This window comes from Serratia rubidaea, assembly GCF_016026735.1.
Lineage (GTDB): Bacteria > Pseudomonadota > Gammaproteobacteria > Enterobacterales > Enterobacteriaceae > Serratia_B > Serratia_B rubidaea.
In genome coordinates, this window is sequence record NZ_CP065640.1 from 3,842,758 (window position 1) to 3,862,583 (window position 19,826).

General features: G+C 59.8%; 20 protein-coding genes. 7 read left to right on the forward strand and 13 right to left on the reverse strand.

Annotated features, from left to right (window positions below):
* Position 1: 1 nt before the first annotated feature.
* The 4 genes from I6G83_RS18025 to asr form a co-directional block, all read right to left on the reverse strand.
* Positions 2–1,396, reverse strand: coding sequence for an amidase family protein (locus I6G83_RS18025; RefSeq protein WP_082394632.1), 1,395 nt, complete (start codon positions 1,394–1,396; stop codon positions 2–4).
* Positions 1,397–1,729: 333 nt separating this feature from the next.
* Positions 1,730–2,548 (reverse strand): trypsin-like serine peptidase, encoded by an 819-nt coding sequence (locus tag I6G83_RS18030; RefSeq protein ID WP_054305027.1) that lies wholly within the window; start codon positions 2,546–2,548, stop codon positions 1,730–1,732.
* Between the two features lie 125 nt (positions 2,549–2,673).
* A complete protein-coding gene (gene ydgU / locus I6G83_RS18035) occupies positions 2,674–2,811 on the reverse strand; it encodes a small membrane protein YdgU (RefSeq protein ID WP_015672268.1) in 138 nt (45 codons plus the stop codon).
* A 28-nt stretch (positions 2,812–2,839) separates the two neighbouring features.
* Positions 2,840–3,100 (reverse strand): acid resistance repetitive basic protein Asr, encoded by a 261-nt coding sequence (asr, locus tag I6G83_RS18040; RefSeq protein ID WP_054305028.1) that lies wholly within the window; start codon positions 3,098–3,100, stop codon positions 2,840–2,842.
* 163 nt (positions 3,101–3,263) lie between these two features.
* Between asr and I6G83_RS18045 the strand changes: the two genes are divergently transcribed.
* Positions 3,264–4,172 carry an alpha/beta fold hydrolase gene (locus tag I6G83_RS18045; RefSeq protein ID WP_054305072.1) on the forward strand — a complete coding sequence of 303 codons (909 nt, stop codon included), beginning with the start codon at positions 3,264–3,266 and terminating at the stop codon, positions 4,170–4,172.
* Positions 4,173–4,326: 154 nt separating this feature from the next.
* Here I6G83_RS18045 and I6G83_RS18050 read toward each other — a convergent pair whose 3' ends face one another.
* From I6G83_RS18050 to folM, 7 genes are all read right to left on the reverse strand, one after another.
* Entirely contained in the window at positions 4,327–4,743 is a 417-nt protein-coding gene (locus I6G83_RS18050) for an RbsD/FucU family protein (RefSeq protein WP_054305029.1), read from the reverse strand.
* Between the two features lie 58 nt (positions 4,744–4,801).
* Complete coding sequence (locus tag I6G83_RS18055; protein WP_015672272.1) at positions 4,802–5,566, reverse strand: SDR family NAD(P)-dependent oxidoreductase; 765 nt, start codon at positions 5,564–5,566, stop codon at positions 4,802–4,804.
* A gap of 33 nt (positions 5,567–5,599) precedes the next feature.
* Positions 5,600–6,907: an MFS transporter gene (locus tag I6G83_RS18060; RefSeq protein WP_054305030.1), complete on the reverse strand. Its 1,308-nt coding sequence runs from the start codon at positions 6,905–6,907 to the stop codon at positions 5,600–5,602.
* A gap of 194 nt (positions 6,908–7,101) precedes the next feature.
* Complete coding sequence (locus I6G83_RS18065) at positions 7,102–8,136, reverse strand: LacI family DNA-binding transcriptional regulator (RefSeq protein WP_054305031.1); 1,035 nt, start codon at positions 8,134–8,136, stop codon at positions 7,102–7,104.
* 189 nt (positions 8,137–8,325) lie between these two features.
* Positions 8,326–9,636, reverse strand: coding sequence for a two-component system sensor histidine kinase RstB (gene rstB, locus I6G83_RS18070; protein ID WP_054305032.1), 1,311 nt, complete (start codon positions 9,634–9,636; stop codon positions 8,326–8,328).
* Positions 9,633–10,352, reverse strand: a complete 720-nt coding sequence (gene rstA / locus I6G83_RS18075) for a two-component system response regulator RstA (protein ID WP_015672276.1) — start codon at positions 10,350–10,352, stop codon at positions 9,633–9,635. The genes rstB and rstA overlap by 4 nt, the downstream gene beginning before the upstream one ends.
* Before the next feature lie 72 nt (positions 10,353–10,424).
* The gene (gene folM / locus I6G83_RS18080; RefSeq protein ID WP_054305033.1) at positions 10,425–11,147 is read right to left on the reverse strand and encodes a dihydromonapterin reductase; all 723 of its coding nucleotides are present in this window, start codon (positions 11,145–11,147) and stop codon (positions 10,425–10,427) included.
* Positions 11,148–11,308: 161 nt separating this feature from the next.
* Here folM and I6G83_RS18085 point away from each other — a divergent pair, with 161 nt between their 5' ends.
* Complete coding sequence (locus I6G83_RS18085; RefSeq protein WP_054305034.1) at positions 11,309–11,710, forward strand: hypothetical protein; 402 nt, start codon at positions 11,309–11,311, stop codon at positions 11,708–11,710.
* 35 nt (positions 11,711–11,745) lie between these two features.
* Here I6G83_RS18085 and I6G83_RS18090 read toward each other — a convergent pair whose 3' ends face one another.
* Positions 11,746–13,137, reverse strand: a complete 1,392-nt coding sequence (locus tag I6G83_RS18090; protein WP_054305035.1) for an amino acid permease — start codon at positions 13,135–13,137, stop codon at positions 11,746–11,748.
* Positions 13,138–13,179: 42 nt separating this feature from the next.
* On the opposite strand from I6G83_RS18090, the gene I6G83_RS18095 reads away from it, so the two are divergent.
* Positions 13,180–13,386 (forward strand): hypothetical protein, encoded by a 207-nt coding sequence (locus I6G83_RS18095; protein WP_152972171.1) that lies wholly within the window; start codon positions 13,180–13,182, stop codon positions 13,384–13,386.
* A gap of 8 nt (positions 13,387–13,394) precedes the next feature.
* On the opposite strand, the gene ydgH is transcribed toward I6G83_RS18095, so the two are convergent.
* Positions 13,395–14,342, reverse strand: coding sequence for a DUF1471 family protein YdgH (ydgH, locus tag I6G83_RS18100; protein ID WP_015672280.1), 948 nt, complete (start codon positions 14,340–14,342; stop codon positions 13,395–13,397).
* Positions 14,343–14,876: 534 nt separating this feature from the next.
* Between ydgH and pntA the strand changes: the two genes are divergently transcribed.
* The 4 genes from pntA to fabV all read left to right on the forward strand — a co-directional run bounded on the left by pntA (position 14,877) and on the right by fabV (position 19,787).
* Entirely contained in the window at positions 14,877–16,406 is a 1,530-nt protein-coding gene (gene pntA, locus I6G83_RS18105; RefSeq protein WP_054305036.1) for a Re/Si-specific NAD(P)(+) transhydrogenase subunit alpha, read from the forward strand.
* Between the two features lie 10 nt (positions 16,407–16,416).
* Positions 16,417–17,805, forward strand: coding sequence for a Re/Si-specific NAD(P)(+) transhydrogenase subunit beta (gene pntB, locus I6G83_RS18110; protein ID WP_054305037.1), 1,389 nt, complete (start codon positions 16,417–16,419; stop codon positions 17,803–17,805).
* Between the two features lie 186 nt (positions 17,806–17,991).
* Complete coding sequence (locus tag I6G83_RS18115; protein WP_054305038.1) at positions 17,992–18,417, forward strand: VOC family protein; 426 nt, start codon at positions 17,992–17,994, stop codon at positions 18,415–18,417.
* Between the two features lie 176 nt (positions 18,418–18,593).
* Positions 18,594–19,787 carry an enoyl-ACP reductase FabV gene (fabV, locus tag I6G83_RS18120; RefSeq protein ID WP_015672283.1) on the forward strand — a complete coding sequence of 398 codons (1,194 nt, stop codon included), beginning with the start codon at positions 18,594–18,596 and terminating at the stop codon, positions 19,785–19,787.
* Positions 19,788–19,826 lie beyond the last annotated feature (39 nt).

Below are 19,826 nucleotides of genomic sequence, written 5' to 3' on the forward strand. Positions count from 1 at the left end.
CCTATGGATTGAGAAGCTGAAAACAGTGCGAGGCAATGTGCAGCAGATGTGTGTCGCGATAAGGATGGCCGTCCAACAGTAAACCAACGGGCGCACCGCCGACGGTGACGCCGGCGGGCAGGGTGATGGAAGGCAGCGCTAAAATGGTCGCAGGGGCGGTATTACGGATATAGGCCTGGAAGGTCGGCATGCTTGCGCCGTTAATCTCTACGTGCTCGCCGATATTGGCGGTGGCGGCCGTCAGAGCGGTGGTTGGCATCACGACGGCATCGACGCGGTACGCCCGGCGCGCTTCTGCGGCTTCCAACCGCTGGCTGCTTTGTCTGGCAATGGCCCGGCGATAGCGTAGCTGCGGGTAGGGCGCGTCGCGCAGCGGGGCGAGCAGTTGAAAGACATCCGGCGAGGCAATGGCCTGCACTACCTCAGAGAAAGTGATGCGCGACCCTGCAGCGTGTAAATAGTCCGCAATGGCGTCGGCGGTTTCAGCCAGAGGGATTGACGTTGCGCTGTCGAGCAGCGCCTCCGGAGCGGCCGCAAGCAGCTCGGAGCCGGTCTCAACCAGCTGATAGCCGGCCCGTTCCAGCATGTCTAGGGAGCTGTAGGCCACCTGTGCTACCTCAGGTGAAAGGCCGCGCCATGCCGGCAGCGGAACGCCAAGACGTATCTGACGGGGCGAGATGGCCGCTGTCTGCGTCTTACGCGCGTTGCCGGTGATAATCGCATCCAACAGGATGATGTCCTCAAGCGTACGCGCCATTAATCCGGCGGTGTCGCGGGAGGGGGAAATACGCAGAATGCCATCGTGAGGATAGCGACCGGTGGTAGGCCGGAAGCCGACAATGCCGCATAGCGCCGCCGGAATGCGTACTGAACCGCCGGTATCGGTGCCCAGCCCGGCAGGCGCCAGGCCGGCGGCAACCGCCGCCGCGGTGCCGGAACTGCTGCCGCCGGCCAGATAGCCTGGCAGCACAGGGTTGAGCGCGCTGGGAGCCGCGGAGCAAACGCCGGTGATGCCATAAGCCAGCTCATGCATACTGGTTTTACCCAGCAGCACGGCGCCGGCATGGGATAACCGTCGCCACACTGCCGCATCCACCGTTGGCACATGGTGCCGCAGGCTTGGCGTCGCTGCGGTTGTCGGTACGCCGGCGACGTCAATATTATCTTTGACCACCAAGGGAATGCCGCACAGTGCGCCTGCATGGCCGGCAAGCTTATCGGCCGTAGCTGCGTGGTTCTGCGCCTGTCGGCGGGTCGGCGTGATGTAAGCGTTGAAATCGCCGACCTGTCGTTCATGAGCGAGCAGATCGTGCAGAAATTCGGACGCATTTAATTTTCGTTCCCGTATCGCCTGCAGCGCCGTGTGCAGAGACCAGGCAGCGGTTTCCCTGCTCATAACAGTATGTTGGCAAGATGGGTGTAGTGGGCGCCGGATGGTTTTTTCATGGTTTTCTCCGTGGGTAACATAGCGGATGCGTGGAGATAACTGGGCGTAATGTACGCTGTTACATCGTTAACCCTAATATAAAATGACGGGTTTTGTGGGCGGGATGATAAAAAGCAGCGGAGTAATATCGATCAAGTCGCGTATGATATCTGAAAAATCATTGTATTAATCGCTGTTGCGGCGGGCGTGGCCGGCTGCTGTTCACCGGCCGGGAATATGAATTGTAAATTTTATTAATGCTATGACCCTGCGCCCCGGTGCAGGGGCCGCAGGACTGGTGCGCTAATGAGGTTTCTTTTCTGCCAGCGTTTTCAGCTGTGCGTAAATGGCCGTCACCGCCAGCGCCCGGTTGTCGGCGCGATAGCGGTCTTTGGCCGCCGGCGCCGAGCTTTGAATGGCGATCAGCCGCCAGCCGTCCGCCGTTTTGAGCAGCAGCGGTGAGCCGCTGTCGCCGGGCAGGGTATCGCACTGGTGCGACAGCACGCCTTGCTGCGCCCAGCCGGTCACCTTGCAGCCTTGGTGGCTGTACAGGCTGTCCAGATGGTCTTCGGGGTAGCCGGCCTGAGTGATCAGCCGTCTGGCCTGTTTCATCGCCTGAGTCAGGGTCGGCGTATCGCCCTGCCACAGCGGCAGCGGCCGTAGCGGCAGCGGTTTTTCCTCTTTGAGGCGTATCAGCGCGAAATCATAGGCCGCCGCGCCCGGCGGCACGATCCAGCCGTCGCCGTCCGGCTTCAGCTTCTTCCCCAATTTCCGATCGACCAGCGTTTCAATCTTATCCGTTTGGTATTTCCAGCCTTTGGGCTGAGCGATAAAACGCAGCGCTACCGCCTTGTCCAGCACGCCGGGCGGCGCCAGTACGCAGTGGCCGGCGGTCAGCGCCAGGTGCGGTGAAATCAGGGTGGCGGTGCATAAGTTGCCGCTGACGGTTTCGATCTGACCGATAGCCTGCCACGGCCAGCCTTGGGTTTCACTGACCTTGATACGATCGTCTTTACCAAAAAACAGGCGGGTTTTCTCCGCATGGGAGGGGCCGTCGGCCCGGGCCGGTCCGGCGGTCATCAGTGGAAATGAGCACAACAACAGCAAAGCGGATATGCGCATAGATCTCTTGCCTGATACGGGGTAATCCATAAACTCACTGAATGTCTACTATAGACGGAAATTGCCGTGTTGGAACGTTCGCTGATTGATTTTTCAATAAATTCTGCATGAACGGGCGTTGATGCTCAGAGATAAAACGCCGCGGCGATCAGGCCGCAAACAATCAGCACGGCCAGTACGATTTCGAACAGATAACGGCGCAGCATAGATGACAGCCTCCGATAAAAAACACCCGGCGGGCCGGGTGTCTGGATGAACGTCATACGCGGTCAGGCGGGGCGCCCGGACGGATTAGTGCGCCGCTTTTTTCTGGTGTTTGGCGTGCTTGTGCGTTTTTTTCGCCGCCTGGGCTTTTTGCACCGGCGCCTTTTTGTGGGCGGATTTCACGTGTTTTTTCGCCGCCTGTGCTTTCTGTTCCGGCGCTTTTTTCGCTTTAACCGCGTGATGGTGGCTGGCGTGGGTGTGGGTTGCCGGAGTGGCGGCATCGGCGGCAAAGGCGACGCTGGACAGGCCCATTGCAGCGGCAACAACCAGAGCTAATGCTTTTTTCATTGTCGGTTCCTCAAGTGATTTTTCGTGTCTTAACCCCACTGCGGGGCCGTGGATAACAGCATAGGGGAAGCGCCGCCGGCTTTCCGTGCATGATTGGTTTCGGCGTGTAACGGTATGTACATGCTACACTGGCCTCAGCGAGGCGGAGATTAAGAGGTTGTTTATGCAGCAGATTACGGTGCGAACCGGGATAGCGCCAAACGGCGGCCTGCCGATTGCGTATGAAGACTGGGGCGACGAAAGCGCGCCGCCCTTATTGCTGATTATGGGCATTGGCGCGCAGATGCTGCTGTGGCCGGACGAATTCTGTCGGACGCTGGTTGAGCAGGGCTATCGGGTGATTCGCTTTGACAACCGCGATGTCGGCCTGTCCGGCAAAACCAGCGGGCGTCGCCGGCAGCCGCTGTGGCTGCTGATACTGCGCGCCCAGCTCGGCTGGCAGAGCGCGGTGCCTTATACGCTGGCGGATATGGCGGCCGATGCGGTTCAGCTGCTGGACCATCTGCAGATTCGACAGGCGCACGTGCTGGGCGGTTCGATGGGCGGCATGATTGCCCAGGTTCTGGCCGCGGAATACCCGCAGCGGGTGCGCAGCCTAATCGTGCTGTTTTCCAGCACCAATCAGCCGCTGCTGCCGCCGCCGGCGCCGTCGCTGCTATTCCAGCTGCTGCGGCCGTTTCCCGTTAAGGCGTCGCGCGCGCAGCAGCAGCACTACTGTAAAACCCGCCTGCGCCTGCTGGCCAGTAAACGGTACCCGATGCAGGAGCCGGAGCTGGATGCGCTGGTCCGCCGGCTGTTGCAGCGCGGCGGCGACAGCGAAGGGCTGCAGCGCCAGTTTTCCGCCCTGTTGGGCAGCGGCGATCTGCGGCGCTACAGCCGGCGTATTCAGGCGCCGACGCTGGTGATCCACGGCAGCGCCGACCGGATGGTGCGCAAGGCCGGGGGCGTAGCGGTGGCGCGGGCGGTTCCGCATGCCAGGCTGCATATTGTGCCGGATATGGGCCATGATCTGCCGCAGCCGCTGCGCGTGCCGTTAGCGACGCTGATTGCGCAGCATATGTCGCCGCACTGACAGGGAAACGCGCCGGCCGCGTGTGGTATGCTGGCGCGTTTCTCTGTTATTTTAGTTACAACATACATTGGATGAGCGGCAAGGCGGCACTCTGCGGCCGCCGCGTTGTTGGTAGGGAAAGTGCGCTATGAAATCGGCCGCGCAGCAGGGCCGATCAGAAGACGGGGGCGACCGTCAGCAACAGGTTAGCGAAGCGCCGCTGCTCGCCGGTGGCGATAATCAGCGCCGTGCGTTCCGATTTGACCTCGGCGTAAAACTGCTCCCGCTCCAGATAGGCGACGGGGCAGCCGTCCGGCAACAAACGCCGGTATTCATCCGCCGGCGCATGGGGATAATCGGCCGGCGCCGTCATCAGGGCGGCATGTTCCACGTTGATGCAGGTCAGGACTTTTTCCAGCACCAGCGGCGCGGGGATCATTCCCGGCGACAGATTGAGGTACACCACGGTGGCGTCTTTGCGGGCGTTGGTGGTGACCGCGTAGTTGGCGTCGGCGATCAGCAGCTGACTTTTGTGGCCGCATGCCGCCAATGCGCCGAGCAGCTGCGGGTGGATAAGCGCTGATTTAATCATGGTTAGTTCTCCGTCAGCATTGCCGGCCGCCGTTGCGGGCTACCGGCTGGGGGAGGGATTACATACGGTAAATACCGCCGTTGATATCGATGGTGGCGCCGGAGACGAAACCGTCATACTCCGCCGCCAGGAAGGTGATGACCCGCGCCACATCCTGCGGCGTGCCGGCTCTGCCCAGCGGGATCGCGCGGACGGTTTCTTCCGCCGATTCCTGGGTGGTGTGGCGATCGTGAAAACGCGTGCCGAGGATCAGCCCGGGCGCCACCGCATTGACCCGCACGCCATGCTCCCCCAGTTCCGCCGCCAGCGAACGCGTCCAGGTCAGCACCGCGCCTTTACAGGACGAATAAACCAGCGAACCGGAATGTCCGCCGGCGCGGCCGGCCAGCGAGGCCAGATTGACGACGCTGGCGCCGTCCGGCGCCGCCTTGAGGAACGGCAGCGCGCTTTGCGTGACGTTGAGCATGGTGGTCATATTTACGTCCAGCACCGTTTGCCAGAACTGACGGTCGATCTCCCCGAGCCATTTACGGCCGACGATGCCGCCGACGTTATTGATCAGGATATCAATGCCGCCGAGAAATTCGGCCCCGGCGCGCACGCAGCGTTCAGCGTCTGCGGTCTCAATCAAATCCGCGTAGCCGTAAGCCGCACGCTGCCCCAGCGAATGCGCCAGCGCCACCAACGCCTTGGGGCCTTCTTCGCCGCTGTGGTAGTGCAGGTAAATATCGCAGCCGGCCTGAATCAGCTGCTCCGCCGTGGCCCGGCCGATGCCTTGCTCCGCGCCGGTGATAAAGACTTTCTTGCCGCTAAGATGACCCATGATGAATACCTCGTGTTAAGGATGAAAAGTGAGTTACGCCCTGATGACGCCTTCGCGCTGTTTAGCGCAGTAAAAAATGCAGATCAGGCCGGTGACCAGCAGGCACAGCGCCAGGAAAATCAGCCCCGGGATGCTGCTGCGGGTGAGGTCGTTAAGGACGCCCACCACATAGGGGGCGACAAAACCGCCGATGTTGCCGATGCAGCTCACCACCGCCAGGCCGGCGGCGGCCGACGCGCCCGAGGAGATATTGGCCGGCATGGATAAAAACGACGGCACGGCGGTGTAGATGCCGACGGCGGCCAGGCACAGGAAAGAGAGTGAGACAAACAGGTTGTATTGGAAGAACGCCACCGCGCCGGCCAGGCCGATGGCGGCCATCACCATGCTGATGCCGGCAAAAATAGCGATTTGCCGGGTTTTACTGGCCCACAGGCTCCACGGATAAATCAGCAGCGCGCCCAGCCCGTAGGGGAGCAACGCCAGCAGGCTGACGTGGAGAATATCGCCGCCGGAAATGGCGGTCAGGATGGAGGGCAGCCACATGCCAAAGCCATAAATGCCGCAGACCATGCCGAAATTCAGCAGGGCGTAAATCAGGTATTTTTTATTTTTAATCCCGTTAAAAAAATCGCCCAGGGTAATTTTTGAACCGGACTTGGTGCGCTGGTTATTATTCATCAGCCAGGCTTTTTCTTCTACGTCCAGATAGCCAACCTCTTTCGGTGAGTTTTTAATGATAAACGGAATCAGCAGGCCGATAATAATGGGCGGTACGCCTTCAATAATAAACAGCAGTTGCCAGGATTCGAGGCCGAACCAGCCCTGATCGATATTCAGAATAAAACCGGAGATCGGCGAGCCGATGGCATTGGAGAGCGGCTGCACAATAATAAACATGCCGAGGATTTTGGTGCGGTACTTTTCCGGGAAGAAAACGGTAAAGTAATAAACCACCGACGGGAAAAAGCCGGCTTCGCATACGCCCAGCATAAAACGGTAGATATACAGCTCCATCGGCGTGCGGGCAAAGCCCAGCAGGGTGGCGAAGATGCCCCACGAGATCAAAATGCGGGCGAACCAGATGCGCGGGCCGAACTTGATCGTGCCGGCGTTGCTGGGGATCTCAAACATAAAATAGCCGATAAAGAAAATGCCGGAGGCAAAGCCGAACGCCGAGGCGGTCAGCCCCAGGCTGTCTTCCAGCGCCATGGCGGCATAGGCCATATTATTGCGGTCAAGAAAAGCCAGGAAATATAATAAAATCATTAAAGGGACGATATGCAGCGTCAGCTTTCTTATTGCGCTGCGTTCAATATCCTGCGGCGTTCTGTTATTCATGATTATTTATCCGAGATAGGTTTATTGGCGTGATCCGTCCCCGGCGCTTGGCGCTCGCCGGTGTAATGAATAAACGTGTTATTTGCGTGCTGCTATTGGGCGTTAATCGATGATGACCGTGCCGTTGGCATTCATTATTTATTCCTCTTGTTTATCTCTACCGTTGCAATATCGCAGCTGGCGCTGAGCGGCCGTTACGCTTTGACTGACCGGCGGCTGACCAGGGTCGGCGGAAAAAGAAATTCGCCGGGCGGCAGCTGAGGGTCGTTGATGCGCCGGATTAAGCGTTCAACCATCACCTGCGCCATGGCGGCCTGCGGCGGCATCATCGAGGTCAGCCCCGGTTCGGCAAAGCCGGCCAGCGAAATATTGTCGATGCCGACGATGGACATCTGCTGCGGTATGCGCACTCCGGCGGCGCGCAGCCCGGTCATCAGGCCAATGCCCAGCGCATCGTTGATCGCCACAATGCCGTCCGGGCGGGGCGTCATGGCGAGTATACGGTTGACCATCGAGCGGCCGAGCTCAAACATCTCCGTGTCGCCATATTCACTGCTGGCCTTGCCTTCGATTACCCGTTCATACGCCGGCAGCTGATGGCTGCGCAGCGCCGCCAGAAAACCGTCGATTTTATTGCTGCGGCTCAGCGTCAGGGTGGCTTCGGTGGCAAATATAATCTGCCGGCAGCCGCGTTCAATCAGGTGCTGCGCCGCCAGACGGCCGGCTTCAACGTTATCCATGGAGACGCTGTCCACCAGCCGGGTATCGGCCGCCATGCTACCGGTAAAGCGGTTGTCATAGCTGACGATCATCATCCCTTGCTCGGCGCTGCGGACAAAATGCGTCTGGCGGATATCGCTGGCCGCGACGATAATGCCGCGCACGCCGTGGGCGAACATATCGCTGATAAAGGCGCGCTCCTCGTCTTCCTGACGGTATGAGTTGCCGAGCAGCACGCGGTAGCGATACGCCCGCGCGGACAGGTCAACCTCGTGCGCCAGCGCCGAAAAGCTGGGGTTAACAATCGACGGCACCAGCAAACCGATAATATTCGGCTGTCCGGGTTGGCGCGGCGGCGCGCTCAGCGGGCGGTAATGCAGTTCCTCCATCGCCCGCTCAATACGCAACCGCGTTTCCGCGCTCATCTGATGGGTGCGATGATTAAGCAGGTTCGACACGCTGCTGATAGAAACGCCGGCCAGCCGGGCAACGTCACGAATATTGGCCATCTTGTTGCTATCCTTATGGTTGCCGGCCGCGAGAAGCCGTTGCGGACGGCGTTGCTGCGCCGATAGGCTGCAATCTATAAGGGAACGGTGGCGCAGGCAAGCGGCAAGCGGGCGGGGAACGCCGGCGAATATCGCTTTTGTGAAAACTGTCATGCGCAGCCGCCGCTGTTTACTAAACAGCGGCAGCGCTTAATCGGCGGTAGCGGCGTTTTTTAATAGGAGCGGGGATTTTACCGGCCAGCAGAAGCGGAAACTGGCGCCGCCGAGCGGGCTGGCGTCGACAAACACCTGGCCCTGATAGGCGACGGCGATGGAATGCACGATGGCCAGTCCCAGGCCGCAGCCGCCGGTAGCGCGGTCGCGGCTGGGGTCCAGCCGTACAAAGGGTTCAAAAATACGCTGGCGCTCGTCCGGCGGAATGCCCGGTCCGTCGTCTTCCACCTGCAGGCAGGCGATATCGCCGTCGAACCACAGGCCGATGCGCAGACGCCGTTGCGCATAGCGCAGCGCGTTGTTCACCAGATTATCCAGCACCCGCTCCATCAGGCGCAGATCCACGCCGCCGAAGTCGCCGCGGTGGGGAATATCCAGCGCAATATCGCGCTCAGGATGAATCAGCCGCAGATCGTCCGTTTTGTCCTGCAGCCAGCCGGGCAGGTCGATCGGCTCGATATTCAGCGCCACCTGCGGGCGGTCGAGGCGCGCATAGGTCAGCAGCTCGTCGATCAGCGACTCCAGCTGGCCGATATCGCGGTTCAGCGCCTGCTGTTCGCCGTCGGACAGGTTATCGCTCATCGCCAACCGGTAACGCAGCCGCACCAGCGGGGTGCGCAGCTCGTGGGCGATGCCGTCAATCAGCTGTTTCTTACTGGCGATCAGGGTATTGATATTGTCCGCCATCTGATTAAAGGCCACGCCGAGCCGGTTGAGGCTGGAGGTGGGATCAAAATGGGTGCGCTCATCCAGATGCCCGGCGCCGAGGCGCTGTGCGGCGTTTTCCAGCTTGAGCAGGTCCTGCCAGTGCGGGCGCATCCACAGAAAGACCGGCAGCGCCAGCGACAGGCCGATCAGCAGCAGCACCACCAGATCCAGCAGCCGCACCTGATGCAGATAGAACAGGTAGGGAATGGGGCCGACCACCAGCACGTAATGGCTGCGCGGAATGCGCTGCATAAAGGTGTACTGATCGTCCAGCGCGATGATTTCCCCCAGCCGCAGCCGCGTTTTCATCTCATCGCTCAGCTTCTGCTTGCCCAGCGGTTCAATATGCAGCTGGAAGGAGAGGTTGAGATCCAGCGTATCGATGGTTTTATTCCAGTCCTTGAGCGGGATTTCCCGCAGTTCGCTGCGCATCAGGTACAGCGAACTTTTCATCAGGTCATCCATCGACTGACGGCCGGCGCGTTCGGCGGTGACCTTGTACACCAGCCCGACCAGCATCGCCATCACCAGAAAGCAGACGAACAGCAGCAGAAAGAACTGTACGAAGAGTTTTCTCATGGCTGCGCCGGTTCCCAGGCGTTGGGGGCGAACAGGTAGCCTTTGTTGCGTACGGTCTTGATGCGGAAGGGATCCAGCGCATTGTCGTACAGTTTGCGACGCAGGCGGGAAATGGCGACGTCGATGCTGCGATCCAGGCCGTCATAGCTGACGCCGCGCAGGTTCTGCAGCAGCGCCTCCCGGTCCATAATCTGCCCGGCGTGGGTCGCCAGCTCCCACAGCAGGTCAAAATCGGAGGTGGACAGGGTGATGGTTTCGTCCGCCAGCGTCACCTGGCGATTAACCGGGTCGATGCACAGCAGGCCGAAGTGCAGCGCGTTGTGCGGCGTCAGGGGCGCGGCGTCGTCATGCCCCGCGGCGCCCTGGCGCAGATGCAGGCGCAGGCGCGCCAGCAGCACCGCCGGCGGCGTGGTTTTCAGGATATAGTCGTTGGCGCCCATTTCCAGCGACAGAATATGGTTCATATCGCTGTCGAGCGACGTCAGCAGTACGATCGGGCCGTGAAACTGCGGCCGCAGATCGCGGCACAGCGTCATGCCGTCTTTGCCGGGCAGCATAATATCCAGCAGCACCAGATCCGGCTGCTCCTGGGCAATGCGCGCCTGGGCGCTATCGCCGCGCGGCTCGACCAGCACCTCAATATCATGTTTACCCAGGTAGGCGGCGATTAATTTACCGACGTCGGCGTCGTCTTCTACAAAAACAATTTTGTGCATTTTTTCCGGGGGATTCTCAGCAAGACGGCATTCAGCATAGCGCGCCGTTACACATTGCGCCATGCGCTCCGGTCAACGCAGCGGACGGCCGCCGTCGACGCCGTGGGTGCGGCCGGTCACATAGCGGCTGCCGAGCAGGTAGTGCACCAGTTCGACCACTTCGCTTTCGCCGGGGGCGACTTTCATCAGCGACTTTTGCAGCGCCTGCTGGCGATAGGCTTCATCGTCGCCGGGGTTAAAGATAATCAGCGCCGGCGCAATGGCGTTGACCTTCACCTCCGGCGCCAGCTTGCGGGCGAACGAACGGGTCATGTTATCCAGCGCCGCCTTGCTGGCGGCGTAAGCGATATGCTTGTCGCTGCCTTTTTCCACCACGTAATCCGTCAGATGGATAATATCGGCGCCGGCCTGTCCCTGACCGCGCAGGCAGGGCTCCAGCAGCTGATTGAGCAGATAGGGGGTGTAAACGTGGATTTGCAGCATCGACGCCATCACCTGTTCCGGCGGCGTATGCGGCGATTCGGCCTGCCAGGCGCTGGCGTTATGCACCAGCGCCCGCAGTTTGGGGGCGATTTCCCGCACCTGTTCGGCAAACTGATAGATGCCGTCGTGGGTGGCGAAGTCGGCCTGAATACAGGTGGCGCCCAGTGATTTAAGCTCGGCGAGTGCCGGATAGTCGCTGCGGTAGGCGACGATCACCGGCACCTGGCGCTGCAGCAGCGAGCGGGCCAACGCCAGGCCTATGCGGCGGGCGCCGCCGGTGATCAGTACCGGCGCAGAGTCATGGGGTTCCATCGATTAAAGCTCCTGGACAGGCTGGCAAACAATAGGGGAATTATGCCATTATACGGCGTAAAATCGTTATAGCTTCGCATCGATTATCCATTTCAGGATGTAATATACCCTGAATATCCAGGGCGACAGGGTATACGCTGGCCAAAAGAGGAACTGAGGGGATGAGTAACGGTCACCTTGCATCCGTCGCGCGCAGTGAAACAATCTGCTTTGACTACATGGAATTTCTGTCTGCATCGTGCAAGAAGCACTGGCGCTTTGTTGATGCAATTTACGGCGTTATGCCGATATTCGGCATGGTGCTGAAATCACGTACGGTATCCACGCAGACGCGTACTGAGCAGTTAAAAGAGCTGGCCCTGCAGGTGGTCTCCACCCAGGTCAGCGATGAAACCAACATCGTACGCCTGATCGATTTGGGGCAACAGCAGGGGCTGGCGGTATTTGATATTCTGCTGCCCTATGCGCTGGACAAAGCCCAACTGGCGGCGATTCAGCAGGAGTGTGCGGCAAGGGTGGTATTAACGCAGGTGGGTGAGCGGCTCACCATCAGCGCGCAGTAAAAATGACCGGGTGTTGCACCCGGTCCTTTTGGTTATCACTGCAGCATAAACCAGCCGGCCGGCACGGTGGCCAGCAACAGCAGCAGAATGCTGCTTCTTTCCAGCTTGTTCAGCAACTTCACCTCATCATGGCCGCGGCGGGCATAGATAAACACCAGCAGCCCCGGCGCGTACAGCAGCACCGACATCAGCAGATGCATCAGTCCCGACGCATACAGCAGCCAGATGCCGTACAGACAGGCGCCGCTGGCCGCCGCAATCAGGCGTTTGTCATTGCGTTGCAGCGCCACTTTGAACAGGAAGGCGCCGACCAGGAAATAGGGCACCAGAATCATTTCCGAGGCGATGGTCAGCAGCGAGTTGTAGTTGCTGCTGGTAAACCAGATCAGCACCAGCGCAATCTGCACCGCGCCGTTGGTCAGCCACAGCGAGGCGGACGGGGCGTGGTTCTTATTCTGCCGGCGGAACACTTTCGGGAAGGCGCCGTGCTGCGCGGCCAGCAGCGGCACTTCGGCCGCCATAATGGTCCAGCTCAGGTAGGCGCCGCACACCGAGATAATCAGACCGACGGCGATAATCACATCGCCCCACGGGCCGAGCAGATCGACCATCATCACCGCCATCGACGGGTTGCGCATTTGCGCCAGCTCGCTACGCGGCACCACGCCGAGCGCCAGCAGCGTCACCAGCAGGTAGACCGCCAGCGCGGACACCACCGCCAGCATGGTGGCCAGCCCGACATCCTTTTTATTACGCGCGCGCGCCGACACCACCACCGCGCCTTCCACGCCGATAAACACCCACAGGGTGATCAGCATGGTGTTTTTCACCTGCTCCCACACCGGCTTGCCGAGCGCTACGCCGGTGAAGTCGAGGGTGAATACGTCCATTTTAAAGGCAATAACCGCCAGCACGGCAAACAGCCCGAGCGGCAGCAGTTTGGCCAGCGTGGCGGCCAGATTGATGCTGGCGGCGGTCTGTACGCCGCGCAGCACCAGCGCGTGCACCACCCACAGCAGAACGGATTCCCCCACCAGCGCCTGCCAGGTGTTGCCGTCGCCGAAGATCACCGAGCCGCTGCGGTCGGTAAAAATGCTCAGCGCGGCGAAGACGATCACCAGATAAGAGACGTTGGCGATCACCGCGCACAGCCAGTAGCCCCAGGCGGAGCAGAAGCCGACCAGTTCACCGAAACCCTCTTTGGCATAGGTAAAGATACCGCCGTCCAGATCGGGGCGCAGCCGGGTCAGCAGCAGCATGGCGAAGGCCAGGAACAGAATGCCGACGCCGGTAATGGCCCAGCCGATCAGCAGGGCCGCCGGACTGGCCACTTCCGCCATATTTTGCGGCAGGCTGAATACCCCGGCGCCGAGCATGGAACTGAGCACCAGAGCGGTTAATGCGAGTAGACCTAATTTTTTTTCCAATGAAGGATCCCGAATACAGAATAAACAGCTGGAGAGCGCCGATTGAGCAGTAAAGACAGGGTGACGATCACCGTGCGTTTATCGCCGCCATACTTCAGGCTGGAGACAATCAACCCTGAAAAACGGCGCAGATTCTACGGACGGACGCAGCGGGATGCAATGATTGAATATGCGGAACGGTTAAAAAGTTATTCAGTCGCGGCGGAAAGAAAAACGGGCAGCGCCAGGGCTGCCCGCAGAAGGGAGTAAAACGCGGATTATTTGAACAGATCGGCGCTGACGGTCAGGTTGCCGCCGCTCTTGTTCTGCCACTGGCGGGTGACGTGGTAGTACTTGGCGCCTTTGGCGGCCGCACGCTTCGCCACTTCGGTGGAGACGTCGGTCATGCTGTTGAAGTGGCCGGTAAAGGTCACGGAGTCAAACGGCTGCATCTGCGCGGCGGTCACGTTGTTCACTTCCTGAATCTTGGTGCCGTCGGCCAGGGTGACAGTGTAACGCTTACCGGTTGACGACTGCGTTTCGAAGAAGCGGCCGACTTCACGGCTTGGCGAGCCGGAAGAGGCGACGCCCGGGATCTCGACCTTCGCCGCAGCGGCGCCGCCGGCGGCCAGCGCGGCCTTACCGGCTTCCGAGTCGGCCGGAATTGCATCCGGGCTCTGTACCACGCGTTTCGGCGCATTGGCTTTGTAGACGTAGGCGGTCACATATTGGTTGCCGCCCTGGTTGGCGTCGACCTGACGGACGATAAAGAAGGAATCGGCGCCTTTTTTCTTCGCCAGTTTGGAGATGGCGTCGTTCACGTCCGGCTGGCTGCGGAAGAAACCGCTGGCGCTGACGGTATCAAACGGCTCTAACTGGTAGGCCTGCTCTTTCGGCAGCTCTTTCACGCCGTTGAAGACGCGGTAGTGGCTTTTCTCTACTTCCGGCGCATCGCTGCGGTAAATGTCTGCCGTTACGCGCCAGTTGCCGCCGTTGTTACTATTATTAATGTCTTGAATATAGAAAGCGTCGGCGCCCAGTTTGTCGGCGCGGCGAGAGACGGCGGTGGCGGCTTCGTTGATGGCGTTGAAACGGCCGGTGATGGTGATGCGATCAAACGGCTTGATCGCCGCCGCTTTCTCAGGCGTTAACTCTTGCGCAGCATGAGCGGACAGCGCGGTAAGTGATAACAAGGCTGATGCGATGATCGTGTTCTTCAGCTTCATAAAAAATCCTTTCGCCTAGCGCATTAACGTTTATAACGTGCTGAACTGTTGAGGTGTTATTCAGCCATTGATTATTACATGTAATCTTGGCAGGTGTCTCAGCATTTTATGGCATCGCATGAGACAAATCTGTTAATGCGGCGGCGTTATTTTCCGTTGGCTTCAAGTATAAGTATCCATAATAAAGATTTTGTTTGGATAAGCGTTGTTTATTCACATTTCTATAACTTTTATGCCGCATCGCCGCAGCAGGCTGTGTTTGCGCGGATTTGCGGTGAGAAGAAAACTGCCTGTTTTTATTGGCGCTCCGGCCGTTTTTCTCGGGGAAAATTGAGTTTTGTCATATCCGTGCGTGAATTTTTATGTAAAAACTCATCCGATGGGTTAAGCAAACGTAGATCATCGATCCTATTTTCAGTAGGTTATAGATAGCGCCGCCCGCTATCCGCCGCCAGCCTTGGGCAAAGGGGGCGGGGACGGCGTTATCACTATGGGGTTGGAAGATAATAAGATCATAATCCGGAAGGGAATATTATGCGTATTGGTGTACCTAGAGAACGGTTGGCCAATGAAGCTCGCGTCGCTGCCACGCCGAAAACGGTGGAGCAGCTGCTGAAACTGGGTTTCAGCGTCGCCATTGAGCGCGATGCGGGCAAACTGGCAAGCTTTGAAGATGTCGCTTACGAACAGGCCGGCGCGACGGTGGTCGACACCGCCGAGGTGTGGCAGTCGGATCTGATCCTGAAGGTCAACGCGCCGCAGGAAGAGGAGATCGCCCTGATGCGTGAAGGGAGCACGTTGGTCAGCTTTATCTGGCCGGCGCAGAACCCTGAGCTGATGGAAAAACTGGCGGCGCGGCGCATTACCACGCTGGCGATGGACTCCGTACCGCGGATCTCACGCGCGCAGTCGATGGATGCGCTGAGCTCGATGGCCAATATCGCCGGCTATCGCGCCATTGTGGAGGCTGCGCACGAATTTGGCCGCTTCTTTACCGGGCAGATCACCGCCGCCGGTAAAGTGCCGCCGGCGAAAGTGATGATTATCGGCGCCGGCGTTGCCGGCCTGGCGGCCATCGGCGCCGCCGGCAGTCTGGGGGCGATCGTCCGCGCCTTCGACACCCGCCCGGAAGTGAAGGAGCAGGTGCAGAGCATGGGCGCGGAATTCCTGGAGCTGGACTTCGAGGAAGAAGCGGGCAGCGGCGACGGCTATGCCAAAGTGATGTCCGAGGCCTTTATCAAGGCGGAGATGGCGCTGTTCGCCGCGCAGGCGGAAGAGGTGGACATTATCGTCACCACCGCGCTGATCCCGGGCAAACCGGCGCCGAAGCTGATCACCAAAGAGATGGTCGCCAGCATGAAGCCGGGCAGCGTGATCGTCGATCTGGCGGCGCAAACCGGCGGCAACTGTGAACTGACCGTGGCCGACCGCATCACCACCACCGATAACGGGGTGAAGATCATCGGCTATACCGATCTGCCGAGCCGCCTGCCGACCCAATCTTCCCAGCTGTACGGCACCAACCTGGTCAACCTGCTGAAGCTGCTGGCCAAGGAGAAAAACGGCGAGTTGGATATCGACTTTGAAGACAGCGTGATCCGCGGCGTGACGGTGGTGCGCGAGGACGAGATTACCTGGCCGGCGCCGCCGATCCAGGTCTCCGCCCAGCCGAAACCGCAGGCGCAGGCCGTGGAGCCGCCGGTCAAAGAGGAGAAAAAACCGCTCTCGCCATGGCTGAAGTATGGCCTGATGGCGCTGGCGGTGGTGCTGTTCGGCTGGCTGGCGGACGCGGCGCCGAAAGAGTTCCTGTCGCACTTCACCGTGTTTGCGCTGGCCTGCGTGGTCGGTTACTACGTGGTGTGGAACGTCAGCCACGCGCTGCATACGCCGTTGATGTCGGTCACCAATGCGATTTCAGGCATTATCGTGGTGGGCGCCCTGTTGCAGATCGGCCACGGCGGCTGGGTGAGTTTCCTCTCCTTTATCGCCGTGCTGATTGCCAGCATCAATATTTTTGGTGGATTCACCGTCACTCAGCGCATGCTGAAGATGTTCCGTAAATAAGGGGTAACCAATGTCTGGTGGATTAGTTACAGCTGCATACATTGTTGCCGCTATTTTATTTATCTTGAGCCTTGCGGGGCTGTCGCGTCATGAAACCTCCAAGCTGGGCAACCGCTTCGGCATTGCCGGCATGGCGATTGCGCTGATCGCCACCATCCTCGGGCCGGACGCCGGCAACGTAGGCTGGATCATCATCGCGATGATTATCGGCGGCTCAATCGGCGTTTATCTGGCCAAAAAGGTGGAAATGACCGAGATGCCGGAGCTGGTGGCGATGCTGCACAGCTTCGTCGGCCTGGCGGCGGTGCTGGTCGGTTTCAACAGCTATCTGGACCACGGCGCGCCGATGGAGCCGGTGATGGAAAATATCCATCTGAGCGAAGTGTTTCTCGGCATCTTTATCGGCGCGGTGACCTTTACCGGTTCCATCGTGGCGTTCGGCAAGCTGCGCGGCAAAATTTCCTCCAAGCCGCTGATGCTGCCGAACCGCCATAAGCTGAACCTGGCGGCGCTGGTGGTCTCTTTCCTGCTGATGGTGATGTTCGTCTCCAGCGACAGCGTCGGGCTGCAGGTGTTCGCGCTGCTGGTGATGACGGCGATTGCGCTGGCGTTCGGCTGGCATCTGGTGGCCTCGATCGGCGGGGCGGATATGCCGGTGGTGGTGTCGATGCTCAACTCCTATTCCGGTTGGGCGGCGGCGGCGGCCGGCTTTATGCTGAGCAACGATCTGCTGATCGTCACCGGCGCGCTGGTCGGCTCCTCCGGCGCCATCCTGTCTTACATTATGTGTAAGGCGATGAACCGTTCGTTTATCAGCGTGATTGCCGGCGGTTTCGGCACCGACGGTTCATCCACCGGCGAGGCGGAAGAGATGGGCGAATACCGCGAAACCACGGCGGAAGAGGTGGCCGAGCTGCTGCGTAATTCCAGCTCGGTGATCATCACCCCGGGCTACGGTATGGCGGTGGCGCAGGCGCAGTATCCGGTGGCTGAAATCACCGAAAAACTGCGCGCCCGCGGCATCAACGTGCGCTTCGGCATTCACCCGGTCGCCGGTCGTCTGCCGGGCCATATGAACGTGCTGCTGGCGGAAGCCAAGGTGCCGTACGACGTGGTGCTGGAAATGGACGAAATCAACGACGACTTCGCCGATACCGATACCGTACTGGTGATCGGCGCCAACGACACCGTCAACCCGGCGGCGCTGGAAGATCCGCGCAGCCCAATCGCCGGCATGCCGGTGCTGGAAGTGTGGAAGGCGCAGAACGTTATCGTGTTTAAACGCTCGATGAACACCGGCTATGCCGGCGTGCAGAATCCGCTGTTCTTCAAGGAAAACAGCCAGATGCTGTTCGGCGACGCCAAAGCCAGCGTGGATGCGATTAAAAACGCCTTGTAATTGTCCGGCGTCATCCTGCTGAAAACCACCATGCCGGCCACATTACGTGGCCGGCATTTTTTTGCGCCAGGCCGGCGCGCCGCCTATGCTGAGTAGTTTATAAACGGTGAATCACCGAGCGAAGGGGACGCGTGTTGCACGCGCGACTGAGTGACAATGTCACCTATAAGCAGCCTGAGGTGAAAGATGAAAGCGAGAATTTCCGTGCTGACGCTGGCCGTCGCCGATCTGGAAAAATCCCTGACTTTTTACCGCGACGGCCTGGGCCTGGCGACCGAAGGCATCATCGGCCGCGAGTTTGAGCACGGCGCGGTGGCGTTCTTTGAGCTGGCCGGCGGAGTCAAACTGGCCCTTTGGGCGCAGGACGACCTGGCGCACGACACCGGGCTGGCGAAAACGCCCATCAGCTCAACCGCCTTTACCATCGGGCACAACGTCGCCAGCCGGGCGGAGGTTGATGCCATTATGACGGCGGCGCAGCGCGCCGGGGCCGGGATCGTCAAATCTGCGCAGGGGACGTTTTATGGCGGCTATGCCGGCTATTTCCGTGACCCGGACGGGCATCTGTGGGAAGTGGCCTGGAACCCGCACTGGGACTTGCCGGACGACTGACGCCCGTCTGGCGGCGCGCCGTCGGGCAGCATGGGCGGATAGGCGGGTAAAAAATGCGGAATTTCGCGGCGAATTGCTCATAACTTGTGCAATCCAACACATCAGATCACAATTAAGGGGCGTAATGCGGTATCTTATGTCCCGATTTCATCCATTTAACGGATCCTAGACCCAATATGATTATCAAACCTAAGGTTCGCGGCTTTATCTGCACCACCACTCATCCGGTGGGCTGTGAAGCCAATGTACGTCGCCAGATTGCCTATACCAAGCAGCAGGGCGCTATCGCTGATGGCCCGAAACGCGTACTGGTTATCGGCGCCTCCACCGGTTATGGTCTGGCCTCCCGCATCGCTGCGGCTTTCGGTAGCGGCGCAGCCACTATCGGCGTGTTCTTTGAAAAAGCCGGCACCGAAACCAAACCGGCCACCGCCGGCTGGTACAACTCCGCCGCATTCGACAAGGCTGCCAAAGAAGAAGGCTTGTACGCGAAAAGCATCAACGGCGATGCGTTTTCCAACGAATGCCGCGAGAAAGTGATTGAACTGATCAAGCAGGACCTCGGTCAGATCGATCTGGTGGTGTACTCGCTGGCTTCTCCGGTACGTAAGATGCCGGAAACCGGCGAAGTGGTGCGTTCCGCACTGAAGCCAATCGGCGAGGTGTACACCACCACGGCGATTGACACCAACAAGGATCAGATCGTCTCCGCCACCGTTGAACCGGCGACGGAAGAAGAAATTGAAAACACCATCACCGTGATGGGCGGCCAGGACTGGGAACTGTGGATGTCCGCGCTGGAAGGTGCCGGCGTGCTGGCGGAAGGCGCGAAATCCGTGGCTTACTCCTATATCGGCACCGACCTGACCTGGCCAATCTACTGGCACGGCACGCTGGGCCGGGCGAAAGAAGATCTGGACCGCGCAGCGACCGCTATCCGCGGCGACCTGTCCGCCAAAGGCGGCACCGCGCACGTGGCGGTGCTGAAGTCCGTGGTGACCCAGGCGTCCTCCGCCATTCCGGTGATGCCGCTGTATATCTCCATGGCCTTCAAGATCATGAAAGAGAAAGGCATCCATGAAGGCTGCATGGAGCAGGTCTACCGTCTGATGCGCACCCGTCTGTACGGCGACGACAAATCGCTGGACGACCACGAGCGCATCCGTATGGACGACTGGGAACTGCGTGACGACGTGCAGCAGGCGTGTCGTGACCTGTGGCCGTCCATCACCTCGGAAAACCTGAGCGAGCTGACCGACTACACCGGTTACAAGCAGGAATTCCTGCGCCTGTTCGGCTTCGGTCTGGAAGGCGTGGACTACGATGCGGACGTCAACCCGGACGTACGCTTCGACGTTATCGAGCTGTAATTCTCAGCCAGACGTCAACAGGGCCCCGCGGGGCCCTGT

Coding starts and splice junctions, on each gene's coding strand:
- I6G83_RS18025 (WP_082394632.1), bottom strand. CDS start 1,396: ATGAGCAGGGAAACCGCTGCCTGGTCTCTGCACACGGCGCTGCAGGCG.
- I6G83_RS18030 (WP_054305027.1), bottom strand. CDS start 2,548: ATGCGCATATCCGCTTTGCTGTTGTTGTGCTCATTTCCACTGATGACC.
- ydgU (WP_015672268.1), bottom strand. CDS start 2,811: ATGACGTTCATCCAGACACCCGGCCCGCCGGGTGTTTTTTATCGGAGG.
- asr (WP_054305028.1), bottom strand. CDS start 3,100: ATGAAAAAAGCATTAGCTCTGGTTGTTGCCGCTGCAATGGGCCTGTCC.
- I6G83_RS18045 (WP_054305072.1), top strand. CDS start 3,264: ATGCAGCAGATTACGGTGCGAACCGGGATAGCGCCAAACGGCGGCCTG.
- I6G83_RS18050 (WP_054305029.1), bottom strand. CDS start 4,743: ATGATTAAATCAGCGCTTATCCACCCGCAGCTGCTCGGCGCATTGGCG.
- I6G83_RS18055 (WP_015672272.1), bottom strand. CDS start 5,566: ATGGGTCATCTTAGCGGCAAGAAAGTCTTTATCACCGGCGCGGAGCAA.
- I6G83_RS18060 (WP_054305030.1), bottom strand. CDS start 6,907: ATGAATAACAGAACGCCGCAGGATATTGAACGCAGCGCAATAAGAAAG.
- I6G83_RS18065 (WP_054305031.1), bottom strand. CDS start 8,136: ATGGCCAATATTCGTGACGTTGCCCGGCTGGCCGGCGTTTCTATCAGC.
- rstB (WP_054305032.1), bottom strand. CDS start 9,636: ATGAGAAAACTCTTCGTACAGTTCTTTCTGCTGCTGTTCGTCTGCTTT.
- rstA (WP_015672276.1), bottom strand. CDS start 10,352: ATGCACAAAATTGTTTTTGTAGAAGACGACGCCGACGTCGGTAAATTA.
- folM (WP_054305033.1), bottom strand. CDS start 11,147: ATGGAACCCCATGACTCTGCGCCGGTACTGATCACCGGCGGCGCCCGC.
- I6G83_RS18085 (WP_054305034.1), top strand. CDS start 11,309: ATGAGTAACGGTCACCTTGCATCCGTCGCGCGCAGTGAAACAATCTGC.
- ydgH (WP_015672280.1), bottom strand. CDS start 14,342: ATGAAGCTGAAGAACACGATCATCGCATCAGCCTTGTTATCACTTACC.
- pntA (WP_054305036.1), top strand. CDS start 14,877: ATGCGTATTGGTGTACCTAGAGAACGGTTGGCCAATGAAGCTCGCGTC.
- pntB (WP_054305037.1), top strand. CDS start 16,417: ATGTCTGGTGGATTAGTTACAGCTGCATACATTGTTGCCGCTATTTTA.
- I6G83_RS18115 (WP_054305038.1), top strand. CDS start 17,992: ATGAAAGCGAGAATTTCCGTGCTGACGCTGGCCGTCGCCGATCTGGAA.
- fabV (WP_015672283.1), top strand. CDS start 18,594: ATGATTATCAAACCTAAGGTTCGCGGCTTTATCTGCACCACCACTCAT.